The 14,034-nt window shown below is 66.7% G+C and carries 10 protein-coding genes and 5 pseudogenes; 7 read left to right on the plus strand and 8 right to left on the minus strand.

Going from position 1 to position 14,034, the window contains the following annotated elements; translation table 11 throughout:
• The first annotated feature begins 810 nt into the window (after positions 1–810).
• Together OG747_RS47795 and OG747_RS47800 are read left to right on the plus strand one after the other, a co-directional pair.
• The gene (locus OG747_RS47795) at positions 811–1,224 is read left to right on the plus strand and encodes a hypothetical protein (protein ID WP_331744819.1); all 414 of its coding nucleotides are present in this window, start codon (positions 811–813) and stop codon (positions 1,222–1,224) included.
• Positions 1,221–1,709 (plus strand): hypothetical protein, encoded by a 489-nt coding sequence (locus OG747_RS47800; RefSeq protein WP_331744816.1) that lies wholly within the window; start codon positions 1,221–1,223, stop codon positions 1,707–1,709. The genes OG747_RS47795 and OG747_RS47800 overlap by 4 nt, the downstream gene beginning before the upstream one ends.
• A gap of 36 nt (positions 1,710–1,745) precedes the next feature.
• On the opposite strand, the gene ltrA is transcribed toward OG747_RS47800, so the two are convergent.
• Both ltrA and OG747_RS47810 read right to left on the minus strand, forming a co-directional pair.
• The gene (ltrA, locus tag OG747_RS47805; RefSeq protein WP_331744813.1) at positions 1,746–3,005 is read right to left on the minus strand and encodes a group II intron reverse transcriptase/maturase; all 1,260 of its coding nucleotides are present in this window, start codon (positions 3,003–3,005) and stop codon (positions 1,746–1,748) included.
• A 77-nt stretch (positions 3,006–3,082) separates the two neighbouring features.
• Positions 3,083–3,253, minus strand: coding sequence for a hypothetical protein (locus tag OG747_RS47810; protein WP_331744810.1), 171 nt, complete (start codon positions 3,251–3,253; stop codon positions 3,083–3,085).
• A 335-nt stretch (positions 3,254–3,588) separates the two neighbouring features.
• Between OG747_RS47810 and OG747_RS47815 the strand changes: the two are divergent.
• Positions 3,589–4,212: pseudogene (locus tag OG747_RS47815) on the plus strand (transposase); the annotation flags it as partial.
• A 550-nt stretch (positions 4,213–4,762) separates the two neighbouring features.
• Here OG747_RS47815 and msrB read toward each other — a convergent pair.
• Together msrB and OG747_RS47825 are read right to left on the minus strand one after the other, a co-directional pair.
• On the minus strand, positions 4,763–5,233 hold the full coding sequence (gene msrB / locus OG747_RS47820; RefSeq protein ID WP_331744805.1) for a peptide-methionine (R)-S-oxide reductase MsrB: 471 nt from the start codon (positions 5,231–5,233) through the stop codon (positions 4,763–4,765).
• 327 nt (positions 5,234–5,560) lie between these two features.
• Positions 5,561–5,683, minus strand: a pseudogene (locus tag OG747_RS47825) (IS30 family transposase); the annotation flags it as partial.
• A gap of 370 nt (positions 5,684–6,053) precedes the next feature.
• Between OG747_RS47825 and OG747_RS47830 the strand changes: the two are divergent.
• The gene (locus OG747_RS47830; RefSeq protein WP_405886173.1) at positions 6,054–7,175 is read left to right on the plus strand and encodes an IS630 family transposase; all 1,122 of its coding nucleotides are present in this window, start codon (positions 6,054–6,056) and stop codon (positions 7,173–7,175) included.
• On the opposite strand, the gene OG747_RS47835 is transcribed toward OG747_RS47830, so the two are convergent.
• The 3 genes and pseudogenes from OG747_RS47835 to OG747_RS47845 all read right to left on the minus strand — a co-directional run.
• On the minus strand, positions 7,172–7,489 hold the full coding sequence (locus OG747_RS47835) for a molybdenum cofactor biosysynthesis protein (protein WP_405886522.1): 318 nt from the start codon (positions 7,487–7,489) through the stop codon (positions 7,172–7,174). The genes OG747_RS47830 and OG747_RS47835 overlap by 4 nt on opposite strands.
• 611 nt (positions 7,490–8,100) lie before the next feature.
• A complete protein-coding gene (gene tal, locus OG747_RS47840; RefSeq protein WP_331744799.1) occupies positions 8,101–9,231 on the minus strand; it encodes a transaldolase in 1,131 nt (376 codons plus the stop codon).
• A gap of 605 nt (positions 9,232–9,836) precedes the next feature.
• Positions 9,837–10,046, minus strand: a pseudogene (locus tag OG747_RS47845) (IS110 family transposase); the annotation flags it as partial.
• A gap of 343 nt (positions 10,047–10,389) precedes the next feature.
• Here OG747_RS47845 and OG747_RS47850 point away from each other — a divergent pair.
• The 3 genes and pseudogenes from OG747_RS47850 to OG747_RS47860 form a co-directional block, all read left to right on the plus strand.
• Positions 10,390–10,590, plus strand: a complete 201-nt coding sequence (locus OG747_RS47850) for a hypothetical protein (RefSeq protein WP_331744797.1) — start codon at positions 10,390–10,392, stop codon at positions 10,588–10,590.
• Between the two features lie 166 nt (positions 10,591–10,756).
• A pseudogene (locus tag OG747_RS47855) lies at positions 10,757–10,993 on the plus strand (integrase core domain-containing protein); the annotation flags it as partial.
• 29 nt (positions 10,994–11,022) lie between these two features.
• Positions 11,023–11,227, plus strand: a pseudogene (locus OG747_RS47860) (IS256 family transposase); the annotation flags it as partial.
• A 14-nt stretch (positions 11,228–11,241) separates the two neighbouring features.
• On the opposite strand, the gene OG747_RS47865 reads toward OG747_RS47860, so the two are convergent.
• A complete protein-coding gene (locus tag OG747_RS47865; RefSeq protein WP_405886195.1) occupies positions 11,242–13,470 on the minus strand; it encodes an FUSC family protein in 2,229 nt (742 codons plus the stop codon).
• Between the last annotated feature and the right edge of the window lie 564 nt (positions 13,471–14,034).

Genomic DNA, 14,034 nt, shown 5'->3' on the forward strand with positions numbered 1-14,034 from the left:
AACGTCCCTGGCCGCGGACCGATGCCGACCGGTGTCTGCGGACGTCCGCCTGGCATGCAGTCTGTGGCGAGAGGCCGACCGCAGTGGGGCTTTCGGGCCCCATGCCAGTTCGGGGCGACGTGCGCCCGTCACGCCGTCGGCCCGTCGCAGTTCGCCCGGATAGGGGTGAGGAGGCCGTGAACAATGCGGACAGTCGGTTCTACGAGGTCCGCTGTGACGGCGAGGCAGCGGGCATCCTCGTGTGCGAGGAGATCGCTCACGCGGCGTCCTGACCCCATACGACGGTGCGGACGGTGATCTTCGAGCCATTGGCCTCAAGGTCATCGAGGGCATGACGGATCAGGGCCTGCCCGCGGCCGCGAAACTCCTCCCACCGCCCAGTGGCCGACCGGTTCATCGACGAGAACCCCCGGTGCACCTGATTGACCCAGAACACCGGGGCCCGGGGGCATTGACAAGTCCCTACGGTGAGAGAGGCCTCCCCCGCGGATGGCACGCCGTCGCCGCCGTCGGGGCGGCAAGAACGGCCATCCCTTCCGCTCGGTGGTGCCCGCCACGACCGGATGGCGGGGCCGCTGGAAGCTGGTGGGCCACCGCTCGCGTCTGCCACATCAAGCGGAACCTGGGGCTACTGGAAAAGGCCGTCGAAGCAGGTACCGCTCCTCAGGTCGGAGAACCGAAGGCCGACGACTGCTCCCCCTTCCACCACCCAGCGCAGATCGTAGGACGCTTCCCTCTCTGCCAAAGTAGACCGAGTCAGGCATACTGGATGATTCATTGAGTCGAGGGCGGAGAGGGAGTAGTGCCCAGGTGGCCAGCACCAACGACCACGGGACCCCTGATCCGCAGGTAGCAGCCCGTTCGACCGGCCCACGCCGGTACACAGCGGAGTACAAGGCGAGGATTCTCGCGGAGTACGAGACGCTGGACAAGAAGGGCAAGGGTGCTCTGCTGCGGCGGGAGGGCCTGTACTCGTCGTTGATCACGACGTGGCGGCAGCAGCGGGACAAGGGTGCTCTGGACGCGCTCGCTGCCCCGGCGGGACGCCCGAAGGCGGACCCGAGGGACAAGGAGATCGAGAAGCTCAAGGCGGAGAAGGCCCGCCTGGAAGCCGATCTCGCCAAGGCCCGCACCGTCATCGAGGTGCAGGGAAAACTCTCCGCGCTGCTCGACCAGTTCGCCACGGACAGCGCCCCGACCCGGAACGGCGAGAAGAACCAGTGACCGAAGCCCAGCTTGCGGCCGCGGTGTTCGACACCGCCCGCGACCAGGCCCTCGAAGAGCTCACTGCGGTGGTCGGACGGGTCCAGGCATGCGCGGCGCTCGGCTTGAGCCGGGCCACCTACTACCGCCACCACCGCCAGAGCCCCGCGCCCCAGCGGCCGCGGCGAGAACGGCGCCGGCATCCCCGGGCGCTGTCGCCCGAGGAGGAGATACGGGTCCTCGACGTGCTGCACTCCCCGGAGTTCGCCGACATGGCCCCCGCCGAGATCTACGCCGTCCTCCTCGACCGTGGCGTATACCTGTGTTCGGAATCGACGATGTACCGGCTCCTGCGCCGGCGCGGCGAGGTCCGTGAACGCCGCCGCCAGGCCATCCACCCGCCCCGGACCGTCCCCGAGCTGGTCGCCGAGGACCCCAACCGCGTCTGGTCGTGCCGAGTAGCCGGGAGGAATCTCACCTCCCGGCCCTCACAGAACCGTGCGTAACAGTCGCCCGTTACACGGCTCTTGTCGCCCTGATCGTCAGACCATCCAGAGCGCCATCGTCACGCGCCAGTGCGCGAACATGCCGGGGTATCGCTTCGCGATCTCCTGGAACTTCGCGATGGCCTTGCGCTTCGGCGCCAGCCGCTTGTACTTCTGTCGGATCCAGCGCACCAGATAGGCGTTGATGCGCCTCAAGACCGGGTTCATCTCCCACGGCCGGAAGCGGCCGTAGTAGTTGACCCAGCCCGCCACCACAGGATTGATCCTGCGGGCGAGCTGCACGAAGGACAGGTCGGAGCGGGTGTGCAGTCGCCAGGACCGCACCTCCTGCCCCATCCTTTTCAGGGCTTCCTTGCTGACGGCCGGCGTGAACGACAGGAACTGAACACCCTGTCGGTCACGGCTCAATCTGGCGCGGAAGGTGTAGCCCAGGAACGTGAACGCCTCGTGCTCGTGCGAGCCGCGGCGCTTGTCGTCCTTGCAGTACACGATCCGGGTCTTGTCCGGGTGCAGTTCCAGCCCGACCTCGACCATCCTGTTCCGGAGCGCGTCCAGGACCTCGTGGGCCTGACGCTCTGTGACGCAGTGCATGACCGCGTCGTCGGCATACCGCTCGAACTGGATGGTGGGGAACTCCCGGTCCACCCAGGTGTCGAACGCGTAGTGCAGGAACAAGTTCGCCAAAACGGGAGATACCGGAGCCCCTTGCGGGGTTCCGCGCTCCCGTTGCCGCAGGGCTCCGTCGGGCATGACGAGCGGGGCGGCGAGCCACCTGCGCACGTACAACTTCACCCAGACGGCGTCGGTGTGTGCTTCCACGGCCTTGACCAGGAGGTCCCAGGGCACGCTGTCGAAAAAGCGGGCGATGTCGAACTCGACGACCCAGTCTCGTTTCCAGCTGCGTTCCCGGCATTTCTCCACGGCGTCCAAGGCCGACCGTCCGGGACGATATCCGTAGCTGTCCGAATGGAATACTGGTTCCACTCGCCGCATGAGATGCCGCGCCACAACGGTCTGCGCCACACGGTCCGCGACAGCGGGAATACCGAGCATTCTCATGCCACTTCCGTGCACCTTAAGAATCCCCACCGCACGCACCGGAGGAGGAAAGCAGGAGCCCGACGACATCCGGTTCCAGACCTTATAGAGATTCCCTCTCAGGTCCTTCTCGAAGTCCTCGATGCTCTGCCCGTCCACTCCGGATGCCCCTTTGTTCTCCCTAACTTCCTCCCATGCTTCCTTGATTTCCCACTTGGAGATTTCAAACGACTTGGCCTTCGACTTCAACTGGCTCACCGAACTCCTCCCGGAATACTCCCGGTTGATGCGATCAACTCAGTCACGAGCGACCCGCCCCCTTCGCTCCACCCCGATTACAGGGGCTTCAGCACTACTACGAGACGGTCCGCCAGCAGGGCCACGGATCGGTACTCAGCTCCTGGCAGTTTCTGCTGCTCGGAGTCCTCCCTCTCGCCCACCATCCGGCGGGCAGTACCGGGCCCTGCCTTCTCCTGTTCCGTACGGATGCCGCAGACCGGGCTCACGTCGCCTATATGCCGGACGCCACCTGACCAATAGACGGGCTCCCGTCAGGCTCATCCCGAGACCTATCCCATACCCCGGTTTCGACGTCGTCTGATTGTGTTACGACACGTCAGCAGCGATTCACTTGCGTTCGTCTTCCCGTTCCCCACCTGACACCTCTTCCGATGCCTTTTCCTCATCGCTCACCACGACGGTCGTTAACCAACGCAGCATGAGGTGGTTTGAAGCCTCCCCCCGCAGGGCGGCTTCGAAGGGCCAAAACCTTCATCATCCGTACAGCACCGCTTACTTGAAGCTGCCTACCGACACTTCCTTTCACGTTCAGGACACAAGGGACATCACCAAGCTGAAGGGGCCGGTCAAGGGCGTCTACTACTGCCTCTACACGGTCATCGACATTTTCAGCCGCTACACCGTCGGCTGGATGATCGCCGCCCACGAGAACAAGGACCTCGCGGAGCGTTTCCTGTCCGAGACGATCGCCAAGTACGGCATCGAACCGGGCCAGTTGACGATCCACTCGGACCGCGGGTCACCGATGGTCGCGCAGAACGTTGCCCAGATGATGGCCGGTCTCGGCGTCACCAAGTCGCATTCCCGGCCGAAGACGTCGAACGACAACCCCTACAGCGAGAGCCAATACAAAACCCTGAAATACCGGCATGACTTCCCCGACCGTTTCGGCTCCCTCGAGGACGCCCGCGCGTGGTGGACCCGCTTCTTTACCTGGTACAACCAGGAGCACCGACACTCCGGGATCGGCCTGCACACCCCCTACGACGTGCACTTCGGCCTCGCCGGACAACTCCGCGAGATGCGTGCCGACGTCCTGGAGGCGGTCTACGCGAAGCACCCCGAACGCTTCGTCCGCAAACCACCCGAGCCTCCAAAGCTCCCCGCAGCGGCCTGGATCAACAAGCCGGCAACAGCAGGCCCGCTGATACCAGCGCAACGTTAGAACGACCTACCTGCCTTGATCGCTTTGACAGGTTCCGCTTGGTAGGAGGCGGCCAGAAGGAGCAGAGCGCCCATTCTCGTCGACGGACCAGGTGCCCTCCGTCTGGCGTCCTGCCTCGAAGTAGGACGTGCTCCCGTCGGGTTGGAAGATCTGGGTCGTGCCATCGCCGTAGGCCAGGCGGCCTGCGGTGACAGCGGTGGGGATCTGCTCAGGCGGCACGGTGGCGCCGTCTTCTGGTTGCAGGCTGTCGATGTTCCTGGTCACTGTGCGGTCCTTCTTCCGGGCCCGACGGTTCCGTTGCTCGTGAGGTCCGGCGGGCGTCTTCTGGCTCAGCGCAGCGGAAGATGACCCGTGGGAGGGGGTCTGCTCTATTGTCCTGGCCGCCTCCGCTCCGTGGAGGTGACCCGACCCCTTGAGCGCCGCAGCACATGAGCGTTTTCCGTACTGCTGTACACGGGTATCGGCTGGGGCCCTGCTGGGCCCCGAGCCACAGGACGGGACGCCGAGCCGCCATGCTGTTCGGGCTCCGGGGCCCTGCCCTGGTTGCCGGTCATCGGCTCTCGGCGGCGTCCTCTTCCCTCGTCTCGAAGACGCTCAGGTACTGGCCGTAGCCCTCCTGCTCCAGATCCTGCAGGGGGACGAAGCGCAGTGAGGCGGAGTTGATGCAGTACCGCAGTCCTCCGCGGTCGTCGGGCCCGTCCGGGAACAGGTGCCCGAGGTGGCTGTCCCCTTGAGCCGACCGTACTTCGACACGGACCATGCCGTGGCTGATATCGGGCCTCTCGACGACGTGGCCGGACTCCAGAGGCCTCGTGAAGCTGGGCCAGCCGGTCCTGCTGTCGTACTTGTCGACCGAGGCGAAGAGGGGCTCCCCGGACACGATGTCCACATAGATACCGGGTGCCTTATTGTCCCAGTAGGCGTTGGAGAACGAGGGCTCCGTCTCGTCTCGCTGGGTCACACGATACTGCTGGTCGGTGAGCTGTGAGATGCGCTGTGGGCTCTTGCTGTACTCCGGCATGACTACCTCCCAGACCGTGCTGGAGTGTCCCTTCTACCCTATTCGCGTCATGCCTCGCCCGGACTCTTACTGTGTCGCAGGGGTGCAGGGGCCGCGGGTGAGGGCCTGCCCAGGGCGCAGTGCGCGGGCGGACCGTTGAAGTGGTGGTCGGAAGCGGCCGCCCGACGCGAGCCCGGCTGCCTCCCCCTCACAGCCGGGACGGAAGGACGAGGGAGGGCCGCTCAAGCTGCCGCCATCGCTCGCGCCCGACCCCAGGGGCAACGCTGGGTGCCCGCCGGCGTCACCTCCGTGACGACCTTGCCCGGTCACAGGCCTGAGGCGTCGAGCTTCGTTGGTGCCGCGTTGCCAGGGGCTGTGGGGATCGGCAAAGTAGACCTGCAGCCCGGAGTCGATGCGCAGTTGGGCGTGTTGGGCCAGTTCCGTGCCGCGGTCCCAGGTCAGTGACCTGCGAGGTGTCCACGATCAAGGTGGAGGGCCCTTCAGCTTCTGCTGGGACACCTGGTTCGCCCCGCCCCCGCCCACTCCAGCCCACCAGTCACACGGACCTGACTTGCTGTCAGGCCCGTTAGAGAGGGGGAGAACCGGCACCCCAGCAGCCCCAACCGGCCTGCTGGCCTCAGGCACTCCGGGCCGTCCGTGGCTGGCTGACGCCCTGGGCCACGCTGCAAAACTACTGGCGGGCATGATCGACGAAGCCCCCGCCCGCAGCACTCCAGGAACTGATCAACACCGTCGGCACCGGCAGACCTCTCAACCTCTACTGCCCGGTCTAACAAACTACCGCTAGTGTCCTGCGCCAGTAGTTGATCGTTAGTTGTGTGTGACTTCTGCTGCTGGTGCGTCAGTTCCTCGTCGGGGCCCGAAACTGGAGCCGTTGCTGCTGTCTGATGACGAGCGGGCGGAGTTGGAGCGGTGGACGCGTCGGGCGACATCGGCCCAGTCCCTGGCTCTGCGGGCGCGGATCGTGCTGGCGTGTGCGGGGCCGGAAGTACCGCCGATTGTCACGGTCGCCCGAGAGTTGCGGGTGACCGCGGACACGGTCCGCAAGTGGCGGAGGCGCTTCCTTGCCGAGCGGCTGGACGGACTGGTCGACGAGCCCCGGCCGGGCCGACCGCCCACCATCAGCGTCGATCAGGTGGAAGCGGTGGTGGTCACCACGCTGGAACAACTGCCGAAGAACGCCACTCACTGGTCCCGGAAATCGATGGCGCAACACAGTGGTCTGTCGAAGTCCACGGTCGGCCGGATCTGGCGGCAGTTCCAGCTCAAGCCGCATCTGGCGGACACCTTCAAGCTTTCGACCGACCCGTTGTTCGTGGAGAAGGTCTACGACGTCGTGGGCCTGTACTTCAACCCGCCCGAGGGTGCGGTGGTGCTCTCGGTGGACGAGAAGTCGCAGATCCAGGCCCTGGACCGGTCCCAGCCCGTGCTGCCGATAATGCCGGGCATGCCCGAGCGGCGCACCCACGACTACGTGCGCAACGGCCTGACCACCTTGTTCGCCGCCTTCGACGTCGCCACGGGTGAAGTCATCACGGCCCTGCACCGCCGGCACCGGGCCGTGGAGTTCAAGAAGTTCCTGATCAGGATCGACAAAGAGGTCCCCGCTCACCTGCAGATCCACCTGATCGTCGACAACTACGGCACCCACAAAACCCCTGCGATCAAGGCCTGGCTGGCCAAACACCCACGGTTCGAGCTGCACTTCACCCCGACCGGCTCTTCCTGGATCAACCAGGTCGAGCGGTGGTTCGGCTACCTCGCCCACCAAATGATCCGCCGCGGCGCACACAAGAACATCCAGGCCCTCGAAGCCGACATCCGCGCCTGGGTCAAGGACTGGAACGAAGACCCCAAGCCGTTCATCTGGACCAAGACCGCCGAAGAGATCCTCGACTCCCTTGCCCGCTTCTGCCGACGGATCTCTGGCGCAGGACACTAGCGCCAGTCGCGCGGCCCGACCACCTGGAAACTCGCCCTGCCGACGCGGAGCACGCCGTCTGACAGCGGCGTGCACCGTACGCCGCCCTTGCCGCGCAGCGCGCGCTGCGCCCCGGGTCCGATGAGAGTGTCCATCCACGCACAGGGCCGTGCAGCGCGGTTGACGGCGAACGCAATGGGGCCGTCGCCGGTGTCGAGTTCCACGGTCCAATCGACGTAGGCGTCGATGTCGATGCCTCGAAGCAGGATGTTCCGTCGCGTCTTTTGGAGGTCGACAGTGGGATCGATGCTTGTGGGCAGGTTCTCTTCCGCCATGATGGTCACGGCCGCGTCCCGGTGAGCCCGCTGGGCGAAGTACCGGTCGCCGACGATTCCGAGATGACGGCGCACACGGATCTGCTGCACCAGCCCGCCGACAGGATCCGCTGACGGCCCCTGGGTGGGCCGTCCGGAGAATCGGTGCAGTGGCGATACGAGGAGCTGCACGACCTGCACGTCGTCCTGAGGGACGTGTGGAAAACCCAAACCGAGTCAGATCCTTTCTTCCACGCGAATTACGCTGCCGCTGCGTGCTCAAGCCTTTGACGCGGACGGCCGGCTCCGTCTCAGGCGTCAGGCCGAGAGCTGGACCGTTTCCGGGGCTGAGGCGTTTTCTCCAGCGGGCCAGGACCGATTCTTCCTGTCGGCGGACAGGACACGGCGTGCACACGGCCTTCGCTTTGTCGGCCTGATGTCGGCCGGGGCCCTTCGGGCTTATGGGGGAAGAACAGTTCGGTGTCGAGATCCCGGCAGGCCGCGCTTCCGAGCCATGTCGGAATGCCGCTGCCGTTTCCCTGGACGCGGTTCACCCCGCTCTCCCGGGAAGAGGGAGCAGCGTGCGGGTGGTGCGCCGGCCCGGGGATCGGGGTGTTCCGCAGGGGCGTTTCTCATTGCCGTGTGTGCAGCCTGTGTGTGCCGGTTTCGAGCTGGGCCGCGGTCGCTGTCAGAAGGCTGTCCCAGGACTCCCGGAACTTCGCCACGCCCTCGTCCTCCAACTGCTGGACGACTTCGGTGTAGGGGATCCCCAGGCGCTCGATCGCTTCGAGGTCGGCCCGGGCCTCGTCGTACATGCTGCGGATGTCGCCGCCTGCGGCCAGCCCCTGTGCTTCGACGGCGAGTAGCGTTGCCTCGGGCATGGTGTTCACCGTGTCGGGGGCGATCAGCCCGGCGACGTACTTGGTGGCCTCGTACGCGCTGTCCTTGACGCCTGTGGAGGCCCACAGCGGGCGCTGTCTGTTCGCCCGCGAACGGTGCAGGCGGTTCCAGCGCTCACCGGAGAAGACCTCCTCGAAGGCTTCGTAGGCCAGGCGGGCGTTGGCGACGGCGGCCCTGCCCCGGAGGGCTCTGGCCTCCGGCGTGCCCAGGGCGTCGAGGCGCCTATCGACCTCCGTGTCCATGCGGGAGACGAAGAACGATGCGACCGAGGAGATCTGCGACAAGTCGCGCCCAGCGGCACGCGCTTTCTCGAGGCCCGTCAAATAGGCGTCAGCAACCTGCTGGTAGCGTGCCAGCGAGAAGATCAGGGTTACGTTGACACTGATGCCCTGGGCGATGGTCTCGGCGATGGCGGGCAGGCCCGCCTTGGTTGCAGGGATCTTGATGTATGTGTTTGGGCGGTCTACGAGCCAGGCCAAGTGACGTGCCTCGGCGATCGTCGCCGCGGTGTCGTGAGCCATGTGGGGGTCGACCTCGATGGAGACGCGGCCGTCCTGGCCAGCGGAGGACGCGAGGAAAGCGGGGCGAAGGATGTCGGCGGCATCGCGTACATCCGACGCGGTGATGGTGCGGACCGCCTCCTCGGCTGACACTCCGCGAACCGCGAGCTCGGACATCCGGGCCCCGTATTCCGCTCCGTGCGTTATTGCGTCTCTGAAGATCGTCGGGTTCGTTGTGACGCCCACCACGTGGTGGCTGCTGATCAGCTCCGCCAGGCTGCCCGAGATGATCCGCTCGCGCGACAGGGTGTCCAGCCACACGGACACACCAGCGTCCGAGAGGTCCTTCAACGCGCTCGTCATGTTTCCCGCACCTTCCAGGGGTGGTGAGGCGGGCCGTGTAGGCCGCCCGACCGTGCCCACGTCTGCGCAGCGGCGGCCCTGGCGGTGTGCCCTACGCCCACCAGACCATCCCTACGCCGACCCGGGCCGGGCCGGACCGCCGGTCGGGACGCCGCACCGGAGCGTCCCGACCGGCGCAGGAGCCGGTTGACGGGGGACGTGCCGTCGGCGGCTTGTGGTCCGACCCCGGGCCGAAAGCACCTTGGCACAACCCCGATCGTAGTGCGCCTTCCCGAACAGGGGCAGGCGGTCGAGCCGCACGTCGACACGTCGTAGAGGCGCGGTAGACGGCATGCTCGTCCGAAGAGGCGCCGGATACAGCGCGGTGGCGTCTTGGTTTCTGCGTCGCGCGCCGTCCGTGTTGTCACCGCGACGCCCCAGAGCCCGGGCCCGTAGGCTGCGGGGTACGTACGCCGCGCGGCGACAGCGGCGAACTAAACTGGTGGCGAAGGACGCCGCCAGTGCGCGAGGTCCCTGCCGTCGCTGCCGCGACCGGAGCCGGGAAGGGCGGGGAGGCCCGCTGGCCGCTTCTCGTGCGGCTCCGTGCCGCGCCGCGGGCGGCCGACCCGGGCTCGCTGGCGGTCGTAGTAGGTGCGGGAGGCGGGATCGGTGTTCATGCAGGCGAAGGCGGAGAGGAACATGGCGTGTTTGAGCTGCCGGTTTCCGCCTCGGGGTGCGTGTTCGCCGTGGATCGAGGTGCCCGACGACTTCGTGGTCGGGGCGAGGCCGGCGTAGGAGGCGAGGTGGGCGGCGGTGGGGAAGCCGGTGCCGTCGCCGGTTCGACGTACTCCGTGCGTCCGGACGACCCCGCCAGCATGGTCCTACTCAGCGATACCCGGGGGCAGTGGTCGACCACGTGTCACAGGAACCATTGAAGGCAACCACCCCCAAGCCATACCTGAGGCCCCTGGATCCTCCGGACCGTACGACAGCCCATCCGACCCATCAACAACGTAGGCCCCCCAGGTCATCCGTTCGACAGGGGGCAAAAGTCATACCGGGCCCGGAGGCCAGCGGCCCTCTTGCAGGACCGCGAAAAACATAACTGTGAGAGTTCTTCTGCGGCCCGGGATGGGTTGCTGCCAGGCTCGGCGCCGATGATCCGGCATAAACCGGGCTATGCACACGATCACCCTGATCCGCATGCGGCTCGACCCCACCACGAAGGCGTACGTCGCCCGCAGAATCACCGAGGGGAAGACCTCCCGCGACGCGCAGCGATGCCTCAAGCGCACCATCTGCCGCCAGATCTTCAAGATCCTCGAACGGACTCACCGAACCAAGATCGGAAGCGTCGAGGAACTTGCACAAGCTGCTTGACACGACATAGCAGCCTCGGGGCCTCCCCTGAGTGGTGGACACGCCGATACTGGATCTGCTTGATCCGGAGAAAGCGAGAAGACCGCCGATGGCGATGAAGGACTACTCGGACGAGTTCAAGGCCGACGCCGTGGCCCTGTACGAGTCCACACTCGGGGCGATCTACGCGGTCGGATCCAGCGCGGACAACGCCGCCGCGGAAAGCTTCAACGCTGCCTTCAAGAGAGAGACGCTCAAGGGCCGTAAAGGCTGGTCGAACGAGCACGAGGCGCGACTCGACGCCTTCCGCTGGCTGACCCGATACAACACCCGACGCCGGCACTCCCGCCTTGGTCAGCGATCCCCGATCACCTACGAGAACGACTTGCAACCAGCAGCAACTACCCTGGCCCAAGCCGCATAGACGTGTTCAACATCCGGGGTCAAGGCCCCTGGATTCCAACCCCATCGACCAACCCCATCGAGTCGACGTTCTCCACGGTGAAGCTGCAGACGAAGGTCACCCGGGGCGCCGGCAGCCCGACCGCTGCCCTGGCGATGGTGTGCGGTGACCACCGCCCAGGCTCACTGGCGGGCGGTCACCGCACCCCACCTCGTCGCCCCGGTCCGCTCCGGCGCGCGCTTCGAAAAGGGCCGGCCGTCGCCGGGCGCCTACATGAGACGCCGGCGTCTGGTGACGGCGAACCACGACCTGGGCCGGCACTGCTCCGAGGCCGCTCGAGCGGGTTCCAGGATCGCTGCCTGGAGGCGTTGGACGACGTCGATGTGGTCCGCCGTCCAGATCATTCTGACGGTCTCCGCGCTTCCGGGTTCGTTTGCCGCGACCACGTCGCAGCCGACCGCCTCGAACAGTCGGCCGGCCAGGAGCCGGGTTTCGATCGGGGCGGGAACCATGCCCCTCCCTTCAAGGGCGCGCGCCGTACCGGCGTACCACTCGAACACCAACCCACTGGCGTGAAGGACCTCCGCGCTCGCCGCGCTCTGCGCTTGCCCAGAGATACGATCGGCACACTGCCAGAGCCGTAGAACGGCCTCGGCAGTGAAGCGGAGGACCACCACTGCGTTGGTCAGAGCCGTCACCCCTGCCAGAGGGACCTGCTTCGTCCCGCGTTCTGCGAGGAAGTTGCGCAAGGCGTCGTCGAGGCGGGTGGCCGCCGAGGCCGCCCGTCGGCGCTCGGCGCTCGGCACGGAACCCGACCGCACGAGCCCGTCGTCACCGGTCAGCGCGAACTCGACTGCGCTCTGAAGGTAGAGGGCGCCACAGAAGAAGGCTTCGGCCAGTGCCTTTCCCAGGGCCGAGTTCGCCCCGCGCGGCCAGAACAGGACCCCGACAAAGAGGCTGACCGCACAGCCGATGGCTATGTCCGCGATACGGACGAGCCCGAGTTCCCAGCCTCCCGGGCTGATGAGGCTGTACAAGATCAACGACGCCGTGGTGAAGCCGGCCTGGCCCAAGGTGAAAGAAACCATAGGGTCCCCCAGGCCGGCACAGGCCACGGCCACCGGGAGCAGTAGCCAGTAGACCGTGGTGCTGGTACCGAGAGCAAGAACGAGCCCACCACCGACTAGGAACCCGATACCAGCTCCCAGCAGCCCGCGTAGAGCATTCCGGCCCGTGTTCAATGCAGTCGTGCGAAGTACGGCCAAGGCGCCGAAGACAACCCAGAACGAATGGAGTACGCCGGTCAGTTCCGCCACCAGCACGGCCAGGCCCAGGGCAGCCGCCCCGCGCGCGCTGTTGTGGAACCACACCGAATGCCGCTCGGCATGTGCGCGGAGGTCCTCCCGCGCAGAGGCGAGCGCGGACTTCGTCCCACCGAGGGGGCGCCCCAGAAGCCGTCGCCGCCAACCACGCCGACGGGCGGCGACAAGGAGTCCGGCCTGGGTAGCGATGACGGAAACGGCACAGGTCATCTCCTGTGCACGGAACGCCGGCTCGAGCGAGATCATGAACTCGCTCAGTTCACTATCGGAGGACATCCCTGGCCGGACCCGGGCGGGGTGCAGGGGAAGTGCCGAGGTGACAGCATGCTCCATATGCTGGCGTGCCCGAAAGAGACGTCTCAGCTCGGCGTCCAACAGCCGGGGGTCGTCGGCTGCCGATTCCAGGAGGACCGCGCTGTGTCCGAGCAGCGTCGCGGCTTCCGTTTTGACCTCGCAGACCGCGAGTGCGATCGACCTCGGCCGCGGGTTCAGCGGCATTCGCCTCAGGATCGCATCCAGCCATACCACCTGGTCGATCAGGCGGACGAGGGCCCGCTCGGCCTCGGCCAGCCCGGTCGGCTGGTAGGACGCACCGGAGAACGCCAAGCGCAACTCCGTCGCCGCTGCCGTCGCCTCATCGGCCTCTACTTCAAAGATCGCACCGCCGGCCAGCACGAAGCCGTTGCTCACGCAGTCGGCCTCCGCACGCAAGCGAGAGGCCTGCAGGGCACAGGCCCGAGCCGCCGACAGCCGCAGCGGCTCGAGAACCGGAGCCGGCCACAGGACGGTGATCGCCAACAGTGATGCCGCGCCGGCCAGTAGCCAGCCCCCGAGCCGGTCGGGTATCGACTCCACCGAGCCCGGCAAAGTGACCGGCAGGATGAAGCTGACCAGCAGCGCTGTGCCCGCGCTGGCCAGCACCGAGCTGACCAGGCCGACGAACAGCACGACGAAGGAGACGATGAAGGTGGAGCTCGTAGCGGTCCAGACGGTTCGGGACGCGAGAGTGCCCAGGCAGATCAAGACGGCCCCGGCCAGCACCAGCCCGAGCTGTGCCGAGATCCGGGCTCGCATGGGACCGGCGAACTCGACGAAGAGCAGTGTCGCGAATCCGCCGAACGCCGCGAACAGAGCGAGGTCCCCGCCTCCGACGAGCTCAACGGCCACGGCGACCACCGCAGGCACGACGGTCCCTGCCCTGCTTGCTCGGCGAAGTGCCGAAAGGGCCGCACCGCCTTCGCGAAATCGCCCTACGATCCGTTCGTGTGCTCTGCCGCGACGTCTCTTGCCGTCCGAAGGGCCGCACCTACGGGAAGCCTCGACCATCCGTTCATTGTCGGCGCAGCCGCGCCGTCCCGCATCAGGCCAACACCCCCACACCAGTCTCTGAGAACCAGCGCTCCCATCGAAGAGGCCAGCGACGCCGTCTCGGTCGCCGGCCCGACGTGACCATCACCGTTGCCCCTGATCACGATCCCCGAAGGCGGCGGCCACGGAGTCCTCGGCCGCCAGACAGTCCGCGCCGCTCGCACCGACGGCGAGGTAGACGGGCTTGGAGGCGACTGATCCGGACCGGATCCACCGTGGTTCCGGCGTCCTCCACGTCCGTGATCAGATTCTTGATCGCTTGGATCAGGGGACGGACGGGTGGGCGGTGGCGCCGAAGATTCGGACGCGGCGGGTGGCGTGCACGATGGCGGCGAGGATGTGCTGGCGCTGCCCGCGTGGGAGTCATTCCTT

The sequence above is a fragment of the Streptomyces sp. NBC_01384 genome (assembly GCF_045040035.1).
Taxonomy (GTDB): Bacteria; Actinomycetota; Actinomycetes; order Streptomycetales; family Streptomycetaceae; genus Streptomyces.